18 protein-coding genes and 1 riboswitch are annotated in these 16,816 nt (G+C 46.7%); of the genes, 13 read left to right on the top strand and 5 right to left on the bottom strand.

Translation table 11 applies throughout. The features are described 5' to 3' along the window. Positions 1–8: 8 nt before the first annotated feature. The 9 genes from ICN19_RS08015 to ICN19_RS07975 all read left to right on the top strand — a co-directional run bounded on the left by ICN19_RS08015 (position 9) and on the right by ICN19_RS07975 (position 8,039). Complete coding sequence (locus ICN19_RS08015; RefSeq protein ID WP_216246823.1) at positions 9–683, top strand: DUF484 family protein; 675 nt, start codon at positions 9–11, stop codon at positions 681–683. Further along, on the top strand, positions 664–1,665 hold the full coding sequence (locus ICN19_RS08010; protein ID WP_216246822.1) for a tyrosine recombinase XerC: 1,002 nt from the start codon (positions 664–666) through the stop codon (positions 1,663–1,665). Before ICN19_RS08015 ends, ICN19_RS08010 begins: the two co-directional genes overlap by 20 nt. A 68-nt stretch (positions 1,666–1,733) precedes the next feature. Continuing rightward, positions 1,734–2,795, top strand: coding sequence for a GTP-binding protein (locus ICN19_RS08005; protein WP_216246821.1), 1,062 nt, complete (start codon positions 1,734–1,736; stop codon positions 2,793–2,795). Between the two features lie 109 nt (positions 2,796–2,904). Further along, positions 2,905–3,393 (top strand): RNA polymerase-binding protein DksA, encoded by a 489-nt coding sequence (gene dksA / locus ICN19_RS08000; protein WP_216213042.1) that lies wholly within the window; start codon positions 2,905–2,907, stop codon positions 3,391–3,393. A 13-nt stretch (positions 3,394–3,406) separates the two neighbouring features. Next, positions 3,407–4,309 (top strand): acetylglutamate kinase, encoded by a 903-nt coding sequence (argB, locus tag ICN19_RS07995; protein ID WP_216185208.1) that lies wholly within the window; start codon positions 3,407–3,409, stop codon positions 4,307–4,309. Between the two features lie 18 nt (positions 4,310–4,327). Continuing rightward, entirely contained in the window at positions 4,328–4,978 is a 651-nt protein-coding gene (gene slmA / locus ICN19_RS07990) for a nucleoid occlusion factor SlmA (protein ID WP_216246820.1), read from the top strand. Next, complete coding sequence (locus tag ICN19_RS07985; RefSeq protein ID WP_216246818.1) at positions 4,975–6,114, top strand: homoserine O-acetyltransferase; 1,140 nt, start codon at positions 4,975–4,977, stop codon at positions 6,112–6,114. The genes slmA and ICN19_RS07985 overlap by 4 nt, the downstream gene beginning before the upstream one ends. Next, positions 6,111–6,704 carry a methionine biosynthesis protein MetW gene (metW, locus tag ICN19_RS07980; RefSeq protein WP_216231010.1) on the top strand — a complete coding sequence of 198 codons (594 nt, stop codon included), beginning with the start codon at positions 6,111–6,113 and terminating at the stop codon, positions 6,702–6,704. Before ICN19_RS07985 ends, metW begins: the two co-directional genes overlap by 4 nt. A 15-nt stretch (positions 6,705–6,719) precedes the next feature. Next, positions 6,720–8,039: an MFS transporter gene (locus tag ICN19_RS07975; protein WP_216246815.1), complete on the top strand. Its 1,320-nt coding sequence runs from the start codon at positions 6,720–6,722 to the stop codon at positions 8,037–8,039. Positions 8,040–8,075: 36 nt separating this feature from the next. Here the strand turns inward: ICN19_RS07975 and ICN19_RS07970 are convergent, their stop codons facing one another. Next, complete coding sequence (locus tag ICN19_RS07970) at positions 8,076–8,858, bottom strand: exodeoxyribonuclease III (protein WP_216246812.1); 783 nt, start codon at positions 8,856–8,858, stop codon at positions 8,076–8,078. 8 nt (positions 8,859–8,866) lie between these two features. Between ICN19_RS07970 and pyrE the strand changes: the two genes are divergently transcribed. Then, the gene (gene pyrE / locus ICN19_RS07965) at positions 8,867–9,535 is read left to right on the top strand and encodes an orotate phosphoribosyltransferase (protein ID WP_216246810.1); all 669 of its coding nucleotides are present in this window, start codon (positions 8,867–8,869) and stop codon (positions 9,533–9,535) included. 12 nt (positions 9,536–9,547) lie between these two features. Here pyrE and dapF read toward each other — a convergent pair whose 3' ends face one another. The 3 genes from dapF to ICN19_RS07950 are packed head-to-tail and all read right to left on the bottom strand — an operon-like array spanning position 9,548 to position 12,245. Then, positions 9,548–10,402, bottom strand: coding sequence for a diaminopimelate epimerase (gene dapF / locus ICN19_RS07960; RefSeq protein ID WP_216246943.1), 855 nt, complete (start codon positions 10,400–10,402; stop codon positions 9,548–9,550). Between the two features lie 59 nt (positions 10,403–10,461). Continuing rightward, complete coding sequence (locus tag ICN19_RS07955) at positions 10,462–11,361, bottom strand: lipid A biosynthesis acyltransferase (protein WP_216246808.1); 900 nt, start codon at positions 11,359–11,361, stop codon at positions 10,462–10,464. A 23-nt stretch (positions 11,362–11,384) separates the two neighbouring features. After that, positions 11,385–12,245: a lysophospholipid acyltransferase family protein gene (locus ICN19_RS07950; RefSeq protein WP_216246806.1), complete on the bottom strand. Its 861-nt coding sequence runs from the start codon at positions 12,243–12,245 to the stop codon at positions 11,385–11,387. A 202-nt stretch (positions 12,246–12,447) separates the two neighbouring features. Between ICN19_RS07950 and metK the strand changes: the two genes are divergently transcribed. From metK to metF, 3 genes are all read left to right on the top strand, one after another. Beyond that, positions 12,448–13,614: a methionine adenosyltransferase gene (gene metK, locus ICN19_RS07945; protein ID WP_068319810.1), complete on the top strand. Its 1,167-nt coding sequence runs from the start codon at positions 12,448–12,450 to the stop codon at positions 13,612–13,614. A gap of 67 nt (positions 13,615–13,681) precedes the next feature. Next, positions 13,682–13,787, top strand: a riboswitch (S-adenosyl-L-homocysteine riboswitch). Positions 13,788–13,848: 61 nt separating this feature from the next. Beyond that, positions 13,849–15,294 (top strand): adenosylhomocysteinase, encoded by a 1,446-nt coding sequence (gene ahcY / locus ICN19_RS07940; RefSeq protein WP_216246941.1) that lies wholly within the window; start codon positions 13,849–13,851, stop codon positions 15,292–15,294. A 37-nt stretch (positions 15,295–15,331) separates the two neighbouring features. Continuing rightward, a complete protein-coding gene (gene metF, locus ICN19_RS07935; RefSeq protein ID WP_216246804.1) occupies positions 15,332–16,162 on the top strand; it encodes a methylenetetrahydrofolate reductase [NAD(P)H] in 831 nt (276 codons plus the stop codon). A gap of 13 nt (positions 16,163–16,175) precedes the next feature. Here the strand turns inward: metF and ICN19_RS07930 are convergent, their stop codons facing one another. After that, complete coding sequence (locus ICN19_RS07930; protein WP_255536970.1) at positions 16,176–16,793, bottom strand: 5-formyltetrahydrofolate cyclo-ligase; 618 nt, start codon at positions 16,791–16,793, stop codon at positions 16,176–16,178. Positions 16,794–16,816 lie beyond the last annotated feature (23 nt).

Genomic DNA, 16,816 nt, shown 5'->3' with positions numbered 1-16,816 from the left:
AGAAATTCATGAGCGCAATAGATCCAAAACAAGCTGAGCAAGAAGAATTAGTTGCTGAGTGGTTGCGTGTAACCCCAGGCTTTTTTGAACGCTATGCCGATCTCTTTAATGAGATCCGCATTAAGCATCCACATGAAGACCGTGCGATTTCTTTACAAGAGCGCCAGATGACGGTGTTGCGCACCCAGAACCAAGAGCTCAATCGTCGCTTAAGTGAGATGCTGCATTTCGGTAGTCGCAATGACAAAACCCAACAAAGCTTGGTTGCTTGGTTATTGCGTCTAATGAAAGCAAACAATAAAGCCGATGTAGAGGGTGCAATTACTTCTGGCTTAGCTGAAGTATTTGAAGTGGAGTCCGCGCAATTACTTTCACCAAATTCTGCTTTTGGCCCTTGGGTTGATACCCCTTTGTGCGGCTCGGCAAAAGAACTGGCTGCTGCCAGTGTCGATTTATTAGCTAGTCAAACTACTATTGATCCTGAGTGGCAAAGCATGGTGGCTATTGGATTGCCGCTGGGTAGAAGCATTGGCGCCAATCAATCGCCGGCAGTCCTATTGCTAGCAAGCAAAGATGAGTCCCGCTTTACTGCCGATATGGGCGCGTTCTATTTACGTCAGATCGCCGAATTAACTGCTGCAGCTTTGGATCGCATCCAGGCTTATGAAATTAAAGGCGACTGATCTTCACCCCCTCATGCAAGAGTATTTGCATGAGTTGCATGTGTTGCGCCAACTCTCGCCACATACGCTCAAAGCGTATGGCATGGACTTGAGTGACCTACAAAATTTTGCTCTTGAAGATGCTGTTGAATTATTAAAGGTGAGCAATGGCCATGTGCGTCGTTGGGCGGGCCGCTTGCATTCCAAAGGTAAGTCTTCGAGAAGTATTGCGAGAGCGCTTTCTGCGTGGCGTGGTTGGTATGACTGGCTCAGCGAAAAAGATGCGCGACGTGATGCACGCGCAGGTAAGGTAACCAGTGCATTAGTTGCAAACCCCGTCGATGATGTGAAGGCGCCAAAGCGCTTGAAGTCCTTGCCTAAGGCCCTATCTGTAGAGCAGGCCCTTGCTTTGGTAAATCAAGCAGTTAAAGAGGCCGAGGAGAAAAAGGATTTGGAATCGATTCGTGATGCAGCGATTATTGATTTGCTCTATTCATCAGGCTTGCGTCTCTCAGAGCTGTTGGGAATTGATGTCATGCAAAGTAAGGATCGCCAACATGAATCTGCAGGCTGGTTAGACTGGGATGCTGCTGAAGTAACGGTTTTGGGTAAGGGCGGTAAACGTCGTTCAGTACCCGTTGGTGTGCCTGCAATGAAATCGCTTGCTGCATGGCGAGAGCAGCGAGATGCCGGAAGTTACCCGGAAGAATCAATTGCCTTATTTTTGTCGGCTACCGGCAAGCGCCTATCACCGCGCACGGTGCAAGCGAGATTACGCACCTTGGCGATGCGCGCTGGTTTGCCAACTCATGTGCACCCGCATATGATGCGCCATAGCTTTGCAAGTCATGTACTGCAGTCTTCCCAAGATTTACGCGCCGTTCAGGAGATGTTGGGGCATGCCAGCATCGCTAGTACCCAGATTTATACCTCTTTGGATTTTCAACACCTTGCTCAGGCATACGATAAAGCGCATCCACGCGCAAAGGCTGGCAAAGGCTGAGGAACTCGGTAAGATAGAAGGTTTCCTGCTTGGGAAACTTTAGCTTCTAGATTTTGATTGGATCATTCATGGCATTAATTCCAGTAACCATTTTGACTGGCTTCTTGGGAAGCGGCAAAACTACTTTGCTCAAACACATTTTGACTGAGGAGCATGGCAAAAAAATTGCCGTGATCGAGAATGAGTTCGGGGAAGAAAATATTGATAACGACATCTTGGTACAAGACAACCAAGAAAATATTGTGCAGATGAGTAATGGTTGTATTTGCTGCACTATCCGTGGCGACCTAGTGGATGCTCTGAATGAGCTTTGGGAGCAACGCAAAGACAAAAAAATTAGTTTTGATCGCGTGGTCATAGAAACTACTGGCGTCGCAAATCCAGGTCCGGTTGCACAGACATTCTTTATGGATGACGATGTGGCAGATCATTATGTTTTAGATGCCGTCGTTACTCTGGTAGATGCTAAGCACGGTCAGCAGCAACTCAATGAGCATGAAGAGGCTCAGCGCCAGGTTGGCTTTGCCGATCAAATCTTCATTACGAAGACAGATTTAGTTGCTCCTGCAGAAGTAGATGCTTTGCGTAATCGTTTGATGCATATGAACCCGAGGGCGCCTATTGCTGGCATATCTAAGGGCGTGGTGCCTTTAAATGCTGTTTTGGACCTTAAGGGCTTCAATCTGAATGCCAAACTAGATATTGATCCTCACTTCCTGGAGCAGGATGATCACAATCACGAGCATTGCGGCCATGACCACAGTCACGATCATGATCACAGCACCTGCGGCCATGATCACAGCCACGACCATCACCATGGCCATGCGGGCCATACAGACCGCATTCAATCCTTTGTTTTTCGTAGTGATAAACCCTTTGATCACAAAAAGTTGGAAGACTTCCTGGGTGGCATCCTGGAGGTCTTTGGTGAGAAGATGCTGCGCTACAAAGGCGTCCTCTATGTGAAGGGAAGTGCCCGAAAAGTGGTGTTTCAGGGGGTTCATCAGATGATGGGCAGCGATTTAGCCGGTCCCTGGGGTGCAGAACCCAAGCAAACCCGTATGGTGTTTATTGGCATCGACCTGCCTAAAGACACCCTACTGGCTGGGCTTGAGGGATGTTTGGCCTAGGAAGATTCGGGTACAATCCGCCGCCACGGTCAATATTATGAATATTGATTAAAGGTTATAAAAATTTGGCAGAATGGGGCAATAATGCTTCAAACCAAGGAAGAATGAGATGACGGTAAAAACAGCAACAAAACCAGCAACTGCTGCAAAAGCAAGCAGTAAAGCTGCGAGCACAAAAGCTCCAAAAGGCGCGCCCTTAACGGAAGCTGAATTGCTCAAGATGTCCGAGAAGGACTACATGAGTGCTGCCCAGTTAGATTTTTTCCGTCAAAAATTACTCACTCTCAAGGATGACATTCTGAAGAATGCCTCTGAGACAACAGAACACCTACGTGAAAATATTTTGGTTCCGGATCCAGCTGATCGTGCCACGATTGAAGAAGAGCATGCTTTGGAGTTACGTACACGTGATCGCGAGCGTAAGTTGCTCAAAAAAGTAGAGCAAGCATTAGCGCGTATTGAATCTGGTGACTACGGTTGGTGCGAAGAAACTGGTGAGCCAATCGGCTTGAACCGTTTAATTGCAAGGCCTACAGCCAATTTATCTCTTGAAGCTCAAGAGCGTCGTGAACTCCGTCAAAAATTATTTGGCGAATAAATTTTAAGTAGCAATGACTAAGCATTTACCAACTATTAGTGATATTTCTCCTTTATTAAAGGCAGAGATTCTGGCTGAGGCTTTGCCTTACATCCGTTCGTATCACGGCAAAACGATCGTGATTAAGTACGGTGGAAACGCCATGGTTGAAGAGCGCCTCAAAGAGAGTTTTGCGCGCGATGTTATTTTGCTCAAACTCGTTGGCATGAATCCTGTAGTGGTTCATGGCGGCGGACCACAAATTGATGAAGCTCTTAAGAAGATCGGCAAGACCGGCACCTTTATTCAAGGCATGCGCGTGACCGACGAAGAAACCATGGAAGTGGTGGAGTGGGTTTTGGGTGGCGAAGTGCAGCAAGACATCGTGATGTTGATTAACCACTTTGGTGGCCAGGCTGTAGGCTTGACTGGTAAAGACGGCGGACTCATCCGCGCCAAGAAAATGTTGGTTGCTGATGAAAAGAACGCTGGCGGAACAATTGATTTGGGATTTGTTGGAGAAATTGAGGCCATTAATCCTGCAGTTGTAAAAGCCTTGCAAGATGATGCTTTCATCCCGGTGATTTCTCCAATTGGATTTAGCGAAGAAGGTCAGGCCTACAACATTAATGCAGATTTAGTTGCTGGCAAGATGGCTGAAATTTTGCATGCAGAAAAGTTAGTCATGATGACCAATATTCCGGGGGTGATGGATAAGAATGGCACTTTGTTGACCGACCTTACTGCCCGTGAAATTGATGGCCTGTTTGCTGACGGCACAATTTCTGGCGGCATGTTGCCAAAGATTTCTTCTGCATTGGATGCGGCAAAGAGTGGTGTTAATTCAGTACACATTATTGATGGTCGTATTGAGCATTCATTATTGTTAGAAATTCTGACCGAGCAAGCGTTCGGTACGATGATCCGTTCTAGATAAGTGGGTGAGTAAATAAGCATGCGCGAATCTTTAGAACCGGCAGATATTAACGACAGCAGCGCTGACGCTGGTAAGACGCGCAAGCGCCCCAAGCCGGGTGAGCGCCGTCTGCAGATCTTGCAGGTTCTCGCGGAGATGTTGCAAAACCCGAAGGGTGAGCGCGTTACTACTGCTGCCTTAGCGGCCAAAATCCAAGTTTCAGAAGCTGCCTTATATCGTCACTTCGCAAGTAAAGCGCAGATGTTTGAGGGCCTCATTTCGTTTATTGAACAAACGGTCTTTGGTTTGATTAATCAGATCAACCAAAAAGAAGAGTCTGGCCTTGCTCAAGCGCGCGGTATTTTGCAAATGCTTTTGTTCTTTGCAGAAAAGAATCCTGGCATGACTCGTGTTTTATTGGGTGATGCGCTATTGCAAGAGGATGATCGTTTACAAGAGCGCATTACTCAAGTGTTAGATCGTGTTGAGGCATCTCTCAAGCAGGCATTGCGCATTGCGCAAACTCAGGGCGGCAACTGGTCACAATTAGGTCAAGAAGAGGTCAGCATTCGCGCCGCCATGTTGATGAGTTTTGTTTTGGGTCGTTGGCATCGCTTTGCCCGCAGCGGGTTTAAGAAGTTGCCTACAGAAGCATCTGATGTTAGTTTGCGTCTTCTCCTGTCAGAATGAGCGAGCTAAACCTCTCTAGAAATACTATTCATTTTGCCGAGCCCTTGCCTTTGCAGAGTGGCGCTGTGTTGTCTGGCTACGATTTAGTCATTGAAACCTACGGCAAGCTCAACGCAGACAAAACTAATGCCGTATTGGTTTGTCATGCACTCAACGCATCACATCATGTAGCTGGACCAAGCCCAGAAGATCCAACAGATATCGGTTGGTGGGATAACATGATTGGTCCAGGCAAGCCTGTTGATACCAATCACTTCTTCGTCATCGGTGTAAATAATTTAGGTTCATGCTTTGGTTCAACTGGGCCCATGAGCATTAATCCTGCAACTGGTAAGCCTTATGGCGCTGAGTTTCCAGTAGTTACTGTTGAAGATTGGGTAAACACTCAGGCGCGTTTAGCTGACAAGTTGGGTATTCGTAAGTTCGCTGCTGTGATGGGCGGCAGTTTGGGCGGCATGCAGGCAATGGCTTGGGCCATTCAGTTTCCCAAGCGAATAGATCATTGTGTCGTAGTTGCATCTACACCAAAACTGAGCGCTCAAAATATTGCATTCAATGAGGTGGCACGTAATGCCATTTTGTCTGACCCCGATTTTCATGGCGGCAACTATTACGAGCATGGCGTAGTACCTAAACGTGGTTTACGTTTAGCTCGCATGGTTGGGCACATCACCTATTTGTCTGATGACGACATGGCAGAAAAATTTGGGCGCGAATTGCAGCGCCCTAATGGCGAGTCTAATGACTACCGTTTTAGTTTTGATGTTGAATTTGAAGTCGAGAGCTACTTACGTCATCAAGGCGATAAGTTTTCAACCTACTTTGATGCCAATACTTACTTACTGATTACCCGTGCGCTTGATTATTTTGATCCTGCGCGCCGTTACGATGGCAGCCTGAACCGCGCCCTGGCGGAAGTGCAAGCCAAGTTCTTGGTTGTGAGTTTTTCTACTGATTGGCGCTTCCCGCCCAATCGTAGTCGCGAGATTGTGGAGTCTTTGTTGAGCAATAAGAGCGAAGTGACTTATGCAGAGATTGATGCGCCTCATGGGCATGATGCCTTCTTATTGGATGACGCTCGTTATCACAATCTAGTGCGCGCCTACTTTAAGCAAATGCGTGAGACTCAAGTATGAGCAATCTGAATAAACGCGCCGACTTTGCTGCTATTGCCAATTGGATTGCACCAAATACTCAAGTGTTAGATTTGGGTTGTGGTGACGGTAGTTTCTTAGAGTTCTTGCAGAAACAAAAGCCCGTGCATTCTTATGGCGTTGAGATCGATGATTCACGCGTACTGTCTTGCGTGCAAAAAGGGTTGAATGTCATCCAACAGGATTTGGAGGGTGGCTTAGCGCTTTTTGAAGATGATAGTTTTGACACGGTTGTTCTCTCACAAACTTTGCAAACCATTCATCAAACTGAAAAGATTTTGCGTGAAGTTGTGCGAGTGGGAAAAGAATCGGTCATTTCATTTCCAAACTTTGGCCATTGGTCACATCGCCTAGCTGTAGGCTTAGGTCGCATGCCAGTCTCTAAGAGCTTGCCCTACCAGTGGTACAACACGCCAAACGTGCGCGTGCTCACGGTTGCTGACTTTGAAAAACTAGCCTCTAGTCTTGGCTTAAAGATACTTGATCAATGCATCTTGCATGAGGGTCGCCAGGTGACCTTGATGCCAAACCTTTTTGGCAGTCTTGCCTTGTTCCGTATTCGTCGCGCCTAGGATAAAAATACAAAGGTGTTAACTGCAGTCCAATCTTGGATAAAAGATTTTCGGGTTTATCTCGAATGGCCATGTTTGCGCATGCTATTCCTAGGTTTCTCTGCAGGCCTTCCTTTGTTGCTGATTTTGGGAACCTTGAGTTTTTGGTTACGTGAAGCTGGAATTGATCGCAGCACTATTGGCTACTTAACTTGGGTTGGGTTGATCTATGCCTTTAAGTGGGTGTGGGCGCCTCTCGTAGATCGTTTACAAATTCCCTTGCTAACGAAATTGTTCGGACGCCGCCGAAGTTGGTTGCTTTTTGCACAAGCACTCATCATTTTGGGTTTGGTTGGCATGTCGACTTTAGACCCGAAGCTCGCACTCAATTCGATTGTCTGGTGCGCCTTGTTGGTGGCCTTTGGTTCTGCTACTCAAGACATTGCTTTAGATGCATTTCGGATTGAGTCGGCCAATAGCGATCATCAAGCAGCTTTGGCCGCTACCTATCAAACTGGATATAGACTCGCCTTAATTTGGGCTGGTGCAGGCGTTCTTTGGCTTGCGGCTCGCGCTGAAACGGGTAGTGGATACGATGCGAGTGCATGGCAATTTGCCTATCTCTGTATGGCCGCCTCTATTGGTGTTGGCGTGATTACGACCTTGCTAAGCAAAGAGCCAGTCAAGTATGAGTTGGCAAAAGTGCGTACCGCCAAAGCATGGCTATATCAAACGCTTGTAGAGCCTTTTGCAGAATTTATCACTCGCTATCGTTGGCATGCAATATTGATTTTTTCTTTGATTGCCGTTTATCGCATTAGTGATGTAGTGATGGGCATTATGGCCAATCCATTCTATGTGGATATGGGCTACACCAAAGATGAGGTGGCGGCAGTCAGCAAGGTATTTGGAGTTGTAATGACTTTAGTGGGCGCATTTGTTGGTGGCGTCCTTACATTACGATTTGGTGTGCTCCGCATTTTATTTGTAGGCGCTGTTCTCTCTGCAGTCAGCAACTTATTGTTTGCCTGGTTGGCAACACAAGGCCATGACTTACATGGCTTGATATGGGTAATTTCTGCAGACAACCTTAGTTCAGGCATTGCGAGTGCAGCCTTTATAGCTTTCTTATCTTCGCTGACGAACATCCGCTACTCAGCCACTCAATACGCTTTGTTTAGCTCGATGATGCTGCTGCTACCCAAATGGTTGGCAGGCTTCTCAGGGGTATTTGTTGATAACTTTGGGTACCAAGCATTCTTCTACGGTACTGCCATCATTGGCGCCCCAGTGTTGCTTTTAATCTGGGCAACCATTCATTTCAAGATCGTGCAGATCAAAAAAGAAGGGGAGTAGTCTCCCCTGTCGTTTTGTGCTGCAATTTATTACCGCTTAAATCTTCCAGTCGTAATCCACAGTAAGTGGTGCGTGGTCTGAAAATTTTTCATCTTTGTACACAGCTGTTTTCTTGGCTGTTTGCGCGATCCCCGGTGTGCTGATGTGATAGTCAATGCGCCAACCTACATTTTTTGCATAGGCCTGTCCGCGATTGCTCCACCAGGTGTAACAAGTCTCAGTTGCCTCAGGCTCAAGCTGACGATAGACATCGACGTAACCCACTTTATTGAATAGATTGGTGAGCCATGCGCGCTCCTCCGGCAGGAATCCTGAGTTTTTGAGATTACCCTTCCAGTTCTTTAGGTCGATTTCTTGATGGGCGATATTCACGTCGCCACAAAGAACGATTTCACGCCCAGACTTTTTGAGATCGATGAGATGCGGTAAAAAGCTGTCGAGATAGCGGTATTTGGCCTCCTGACGCTCGGGAGAGCTGGAGCCTGAGGGCATATAAACCGAAATAACAGAAAGCCCTTTAAAGCGCGCCTCTACATAACGGCCCTCAGCATCGAACTCTTCATTGCCATACCCGTACAAGACCTCATCAGGCTTGTGGGGTGTGTAGATGCCGCAACCGCTATAGCCTTTTTTCTCAGCATGGTGGAAGTAGGCATGCATTCCATCGGGATTCAGAATGGCATCTTCCAAATCATCGCGCTGGGCTTTGAGTTCTTGCATGCAAATAAAGTCAGCCTTTTGCTTTACGGCCCATGGCAGAAAGCCTTTTTTGACTGCAGAACGGATACCGTTGAGGTTCGCGGAAATGATGCGTAACATGTAGGCCTATGAGCTCAAATAATTCAAATCAAGATAACTTTATACGTTTTGCCTTAGAGGCAAAGGTTTTGTCCTTCGGGGAGTTTAAAACCAAAGCTGGCAGACTCTCGCCTTATTTCTTTAATGCCGGTGAATTTAATGATGGCGCTCGTTTGAGTGCGCTAGGCCGTTACTACTCCAAAGCTTTGCAAGAGTCGAGCCTTCAATTCGACATGCTATATGGGCCAGCCTATAAGGGAATCACGCTAGCGGCTGCTACAGCAATTGCTTTGGCAGACGATGGTATTAATGTTCCCTATGCCTATAACCGCAAAGAAGCAAAAGATCATGGCGAAGGCGGAGTTTTGGTGGGTGCTCCTGTTAAGGGGCGCGTGGTGATTATTGATGACGTGATTTCTGCCGGGACCTCTGTGAGAGAGTCGGTGGATCTGATTCGCAAAGCGGGCGCAGAGCCTGCTGCAGTATTGATTGCTTTGGATCGTATGGAGCGTTCAGGTAACGCTGTTGATATTGGCGATAAATCTGCTGTGCAAGCAGTGGAGCAAGAATTTGGTTTGCCGGTGATTGCGATTGCGAACCTAACTGGCTTGATGTCATTCTTGACTGCATCAAGCGATACCCAACTAACCAATTATTTGCCTGCAGTAAAAGCGTATCGCGAGAAGTACGGCATCTAAGAGCGCTCGCTCTTAGATTTCTGTTTCACCTTCAAATACTGTGACTGCCGGACCGGTCATGATGACTGATTGAGTAACGCCATCAATAGTTCCAGCCCAAGCAATTTGTAGGTCGCCGCCCCGTGTATGTACCTTTACCGGCGAGTCTAATAAGCCTCTGCGAATGCCAGAAACAACTGCTGCACATGCGCCGGTGCCACAGGCCAAGGTTTCACCTGCACCACGCTCAAACACGCGCAATTTAATTTCATTACGATTGATCACTTGTAGGTAGCCTACGTTTACTTTTTTCGGGAAAGCTGCAAACCCTTCAATCTCTGGCCCTTCTTCAAGTACGGGTGCGCTATCAATATCACCAACCACTTGTACAGCATGTGGATTGCCCATAGATAAAACACCAACCAAGCTATCGTGCGTGGCAGGGTAGTTCAAAGGAAGTGCATATAGCGTTTCTTGAAACTCTTGAATGCTTGCTAAACCATTGGCATTAAATGGAATATTGCTATGTTCAAAAATAGGCGCGCCCATATCAACTTCTACTTGCCCATCAGGATGGGATTTGAGGGTGAGAACAGTGTGTGCCACTTCTACACGCAAGGGATTCTTATTGGAAATACCTTGATCTAATACAAAACGTACAAAGCATCGTGAGCCATTGCCACATTGCTCTACTTCGCCACCGTCAGCATTAAAAATACGATACCGAAAATCAGCATCTGGGCGTGTCGCTTTTTCAACCAATAGAATTTGATCAGCGCCAATACCAAATTGGCGATGCGCCAATGCTTGCCACTGTTCGCGGGTAATTCCGCTGAGATCTTGATCTATGCCATTGAGCACAATGAAATCATTGCCAGCACCATGCATTTTGGTGAAGCGCAACTTACGTGCCGGGTTGTTTGTGTTGTTGCTCAAAATATTTCCGTTTAATCGTAAAGACTCGGCTCGCCAGGTGGCCGATGTTTAAAGCGTTTATGTACCCAATAGTACTCCGCTGGTCTTTCGCGAACAAGCTCTTCAATATATTGATTGAGGCGCGCAGTATCTTTCTCAACATCATCGCTTGGAAAGTTAGGCAAGGGTGCGCTGATGTGGCAGGTGTAGCCTTTGCGATCTTCATTTAACGTAGTTGTCATGAGGCAGACCTCAGCTCCACTGAGTCTTGCTAGGCGGGATACGGAGGTGATGGTATTGGTTTGGATGCCAAAGAATGGAACAAAAACCGAATCGCGCGGCCCCAAATCAATATCCGGGGCAATAAAAATAAAGTTGCCCGTTTGTATTTCGCGGATGAGGTCACGTAAGCGACTTTGTCTTTCAATAGACTTGCCACCAAAACGATTTCTCCATTCAATCATTTTTTGATTGAAGAAAGGATTCTTCATGTTTTGGTAGAGGCCTGCGCCACGTGGCCAATCGTGCTGATTTGCCAATACTGAGAGCGCCATAAAGCCACCTTCAAGACCAACAAAGTGAGGGTTAATAAGAAGGCGCGGCTTCCGATCACCCAAGGTGATGGCAGATTCAATGCTTACGATATCGGTAATTTGTTTGCCGCTACCAAGCCAAATGCGACTTCTTTCTAAAACACTGCGACCAAATAATTTCCAGTGCTCAATTGCAAGCTTGTCTATTTCTTCTTCGCTCAGATTCGGAAAGCACAAACGTAAATTGGTTTTGACTACCTTGCTGCGCTCATTCGGAATATGGGCTGCAAGCCAACCTAGGCTATAGCCCACATGAACGGTAATCGTATAGGGCAAAAAAGCAAAGAGGCGCAGAAGACTGAGCGCCAAGAAATTGAAAAGGTTTTGTAACCAGGTCATTCCAGAAATAATAACGAATTAATTCAATTGCTTGGAGGCAATTCTGCACCAGCGGGATGCTTATATCGGTTGTACGACCATATGAATTGTTCTGGCGCGACTAGTACTGCATTTTCAATTGCGACATTAAGGTCTGCGGCGGCAGAGTGAGCATCTTCGGATAAGGGTGTTAGACGAGTTGCCTGCATTAACCAGCCTTGACCGAGACCTTTACGCTTTGCAGTAAACATCACTACTGGTGTGTTGTTGCGATTAGCAAGGCGAGCCGGTAATGGCGTTGTATAAGCAGGGCGTCCAAAAAATGGCACCCATACACCTTCCCCGCCGCTAGGCACTTGATCCGGAAGAATGCCGATAGCCTCCCCGCGCGTGAGGGCTCGAGTCATTTGGCGCACGCCATTGAGGTTGGTCGGCACAAAATGCATATTGGGATAGGCGCGACCTTTTTCTACCACTTCATTGAGCCATTCTTGGCGTGATGGTCGATACAGAATGGTTGCAGGGAAATGTTGTGCCAAGACGCGAGGAATAATTTCAAAGCCACCTAGATGGGGTGTAAGCATGACCAGGCCGTGTCCTTCGCCAATCGCCGCCTCTACGACATCCCAGTTTTGCACTTCAACTAATTTCAATGCTTTTTGTGGATTGCGCCAAATCCACAGGCTGTCTGAAAACAGCATGCCAGAGGCTCTGATTGCCTCCCAGAGCTTTAAAGGCAATTTGTGAGCTTGGACTACAGTTTCGTATTGAGGGCGAAAGAGTGACCGGTATTGCTTGGATCCAACATAAGCCAGCATGCCTAAAAAAGCCCCAATTACCTGAACCAGGACAAGAGGAAGCACGGCAATCGTATTGAGGCAGAGCTTAAGTAGGAGTTTTCGCACCCCCTAATGATATTCAATGCCGCTCTGCGTGTGTGGATTTCAGCTTGCCTTGCTCAATTAGCAGCTTTTCGGATAGAATCCCACCATCGCTGAGTTAAGACAACTTGCAGAGCGATTCATAAATTCTGCTAAAGCGTCGCCGTTGTGGTTCCTGGCACGTGAGTTGTCCCAATGATCGTGTTAATAACTTAAGGAATATGCAATGGCAAACGATTACTTCTTTACCTCAGAATCTGTTTCTGAAGGTCACCCCGATAAAGTAGCAGACCAAATTTCTGATTCGATTCTTGATGCCATTTTGGCCCAAGATCCAACTGCACGTGTTGCAGCAGAAACATTATGTAACACTGGCTTAGTAGTTTTGGCTGGTGAAATCACTACTAACGCAAACGTTGATTACATCCAAGTTGCTCGCAATACTTTGCGTGAAATTGGTTACGACAATACTGATTACGGTATCGACTACAAAGGTTGTGCGGTATTAGTTGCCTATGACAAGCAAAGCCCTGACATTGCTCAAGGCGTTGATAAAGCTCATGATGACGGCTTGGATCAAGGCGCTGGCGACCAAGGTTTAATGTTTGGTTACGCTTGCGATGAGACTGCAGAGTTGATGCCTTTGCCAATTCATTTGTCACATCGCTTAGTTGAGCGTCAATCTCAATTGCGTCGTGATGGCCGTTTAAATTGGTTGCGCCCTGATGCTAAGTCACAAGTGACATTGCGTTATGTGGACGGTAAGCCAGACTCTATCGATACCGTTGTGCTCTCTACTCAACATGATGAAGATATTTCTCTCGAAAAATTGCGTGAAGCAGTTATTGAAGAAATCATCAAGCCAGTATTGCCTAAGCATTTGATCAAAGGCGCGATTAACTTCTTGGTAAATCCAACAGGTCGTTTTGTTATTGGTGGCCCACAAGGCGATTGCGGTTTAACTGGTCGCAAAATTATTGTTGATACCTATGGTGGTGCAGCTCCTCATGGCGGCGGCGCTTTCTCTGGTAAAGATCCATCCAAAGTTGACCGCTCTGCTGCGTACGCTGGCCGTTATGTTGCAAAGAACGTGGTTGCTGCTGGTTTGGCAAGCAAGTGCTTGATTCAGATTTCTTATGCGATTGGGGTTGCTAAGCCAACTTCAGTGATGGTGAGTACCTTTGGTACAGGCAAAATTTCCGATGAGAAGATTGCCCAATTGGTTTCTGAGCACTTTGACTTGCGTCCAAAGGGTATCGTGAAGATGCTCAACCTCTTGCGCCCAATTTATAAGAAGACTGCTGCTTACGGCCACTTTGGTCGTGAGGAGCCAGAATTTACTTGGGAGCAAACAGACAAGGCAGCGGCATTACGTGCCGCAGCAGGTCTGTAAGTAGGAAATACGCAGTTTGTAGGTGTATTGAGGCGAAATATGCCGTAATTGTTTACAATTACGGCATACCTTCAAGGAGCGTTGCAAGGAATGCTGAGACCCAGCACTTCCCCAGGCTTGAAGGGAGTGGATTCCTAAACGGAGTTTGCTAATTGCAACCGCGCTCGCTAACCCATGATTCAATGGCTAGCGAGTTTCTACTCCAGCATTGGATCGTATTTAGCTGGAGCATTAATGAATACCGTTTCTGATTTAAATAACTTTGTTGCAACTCGTTGCGCAATTGCTGATATCACTTTGGCTGACTTTGGCCGCAAAGAAATCGCGATTGCTGAAACTGAGATGCCTGGCTTGATCGCTATTCGCGACGAGTTTGCTGCACAACAGCCATTACGCGGAGCACGCATCACTGGTTCATTACATATGACCATTCAAACAGCTGTGTTGATCGAAACCCTGGAGGCGCTTGGCGCTGAAGTGCAATGGGCTTCATGTAATATTTTCTCTACACAAGATCACGCTGCTGCAGCAATTGCTGCTAACGGCACTCCTGTGTTTGCTATCAAGGGTGAAACTCTCGAACAGTACTGGGACTTTACCCATCGTATTTTTGAGTGGGCTGATGGCGGCTACACCAACATGATTTTGGATGACGGTGGCGACGCTACTTTGCTATTGCACCTTGGTGCTCGCGCTGAAAATGATCAAGCATGCTTGAATCACCCAACTAGCGAAGAAGAAACTATTTTGTTTGCGGCCATTAAAAAGAAATTGGCGCAAGATCCTACTTGGTACTCAACACGCTTGGAGAAGGTAAAGGGCGTTACAGAAGAAACCACCACAGGCGTACATCGTTTGTATCAAATGTTTGCCAAGGGTGATTTGAAGTTCCCAGCAATTAACGTAAACGATTCCGTTACTAAGAGCAAATTCGACAATCTCTACGGTTGCCGCGAATCTTTGGTTGATGCGATTAAGCGCGCTACTGACGTGATGGTTGCTGGTAAGGTTGCAGTAGTTTGCGGCTACGGCGACGTGGGTAAAGGCTCTGCACAAGCATTGCGCGCTTTATCTGCTCAAGTGTGGGTAACAGAAGTAGACCCAATTTGTGCATTGCAAGCTGCGATGGAAGGTTACCGTGTTGTAACTATGGACTACGCTGCTGATAAAGCAGATATCTTTGTTTCTGCAACAGGCAACTACCATGTGATTACGCATGACCATATGGCTAAGATGAAGAATCAAGCCATCGTTTGTAATATCGGCCACTTTGATAATGAGATCGATGTTGCTGGTATTGAAAAGTACAAGTGGGAAGAGATTAAGCCACAAGTTGACCATGTAATTTTCCCAGCTGCTAATGGTAAGCCTGAGAAGCGCATCATCATTTTGGCTAAAGGACGCCTGGTTAACCTGGGTTGCGGTACAGGACATCCTTCCTACGTAATGAGCTCTTCATTTGCAAACCAAGTGATTGCCCAAATCGAATTGTGGAATGCGGTAGGGACAGATAAATATCCAATCGGTGTTTACACATTGCCTAAGCATTTGGATGAGAAAGTTGCACGCTTACAGCTCAAGACTCTCAATGCAGAGTTGACCGTGTTGTCAGATCAGCAAGCTTCCTACATTGGCGTAACGAAGGAAGGCCCATATAAGGCTGACCACTACCGTTATTAATCCAATTACTGTTCAATAGATACCTAGGCCCAAAATCATGGAATTAAGCGTCGAATTCTTTCCTCCAAAAACACCTGAAGGTGAGAGCAAGTTACATCTTGTGCGTGAGCGTTTTAGTAAAACACTCAAGCCTGCGTTTTATTCCGTGACTTTTGGTGCTGGCGGTTCTACTCAGTCTGGTACTTTAAAGGTGGTGAGTGACATTCATGCTGCTGGTGCAGCTGTTGCTCCTCACCTGTCTTGTGTTGGCAGCTCACGTGAAAGCGTGCGTGAGATGCTTAAGCAATATCAAGCTTTAGGTGTGAAGCGTATTGTCGCTTTGCGCGGTGACTTGCCATCTGGCATGGGTCAGTATGGCGAGTTTCATCATGCCAATGAATTGGTGGAATTTATTCGTGCAGAAACAGGCGATTGGTTTCATATTGATGTCGCTGCATATCCAGAGACGCATCCTCAAGCCAAATCACCTGCAAATGATGTAGATTTCTTTGTGCAAAAAATGAAAGCAGGCGCGAACTCTGCTGTTACTCAGTATTTTTATAACAGCGACGCATACTTCCGATTTGTAGATGAGGCATATGACCTTGGTGTGACACAGCCGATCATTGCCGGCATCATGCCGATCACAAATAGCAGTCAGTTGTTAAGATTCTCTGATGCATGCGGCGCTGAAATTCCGCGCTGGATTCGTTTGCGTCTTCAATCTTATGGCGATGACATTGCCTCTATTCGTGCATTTGGTGAAGAGGTGGTAACCGATTTATGCGACCAGTTATTAACTGCAGGCGCACCTGGAATTCATTTCTACTCACTCAATCAGGCAGATGCAGTTTTAGCCATTGCTGATAACCTAGATTTAACAAAATAAGTTAAGGCGGCACCTAGCGAAGTACACCAGACTCCGTCAGGAGCATATCTAAGGGCTCATCGTGCGTTTGAGCAGCCCATTGAGAATCATCTAATTTTTGCCAATCAAACCCAACCCCCATGCAAATGAGTTTTGGGTTATTTTTTCGTAACTGGGCTAGGGTGCGATCAAAGTAGCCACCCCCATAACCCAGGCGCCAGTAATGAGTTTTGCCGTCAACCACTGAGTTGGACCAGCCAACACAGGGAATCAGGATGCAGTCAGGTGTCAGTTGCGGGCGTGCAGAATTTTCTGGATTAGGCTCTGGTACGCCATGTTTGCTTGGAAGTAATTGATCCCCTTGACGCCATTCATAAAAATCGAGATGTTTATCGGGGCGAGCAAATGGCAGTGAAAGAGTCCTGTTGGGGGTATTTTTGACCCAGGCTAGTAAGGTGGAGCGTAAATCAATCTCATCCTGAATAGGCCAATACAGAGCAATAGATTGCCAGGAATCGCCTTGTTCCAATAGCAGTTGATTTAAGTAATCGATTAGTTGAGCTTGAATTTGAGCGTAATTTTGCTCGGCAGCAAACATAGTCCGCTGCTTCAGTAAATTTTGACGAAGAGTTTTTGCTGAATTACCGTGCATATCGACCATTATCAGGCGAAAAT

It is taken from the genome of Polynucleobacter sp. AP-Capit-er-40B-B4, from assembly GCF_018882245.1.
GTDB lineage: Bacteria > Pseudomonadota > Gammaproteobacteria > Burkholderiales > Burkholderiaceae > Polynucleobacter.
Note: the sequence above shows the minus strand (reverse complement) of the source record. Positions and strands in the feature narration are given on the sequence as shown.